Source organism: Bacillus sp. AFS002410 (assembly GCF_002556365.1).
Classification (GTDB): domain Bacteria; phylum Bacillota; class Bacilli; order Bacillales; family Bacillaceae_G; genus Gottfriedia.
Window position 1 is genome coordinate 1 of the sequence record NZ_NUEU01000035.1, and the last position, 281, is coordinate 281.

1 protein-coding gene is annotated in these 281 nt (G+C 37.0%); it reads right to left on the reverse strand.

The window, feature by feature from the left end; all coding sequences use genetic code 11:
* Nucleotides 1-281, reverse strand: a 281-nt coding sequence (locus CN692_RS18700) for a spore germination protein (protein ID WP_142317543.1), incomplete at both ends; no start/stop codon positions are given.

Sequence of the window (281 nt, forward strand, 5' to 3'; positions counted from 1 at the left end):
CAACAATACTGATCATGGAATTTGATATAAAACCAGCTTGAATGGCTGCTTGTCCAAATGTCAATGCCCCGACTATTGAAAGTGTTTGTCCAATTAATCTTGGCATTCGAACACCAGCTTCTCGTAATAACTCAAATACTATTTCCATTACTATTGCTTCTACAATTACAGGTAATGGCACTCCTTCACGCTGTGCAGCAAAATTTACTAATAAAACCGTAGGAATAACTCCCTGATGAAATGAAGTAACTGCAACATAAATTCCTGGTACAAACATAGCT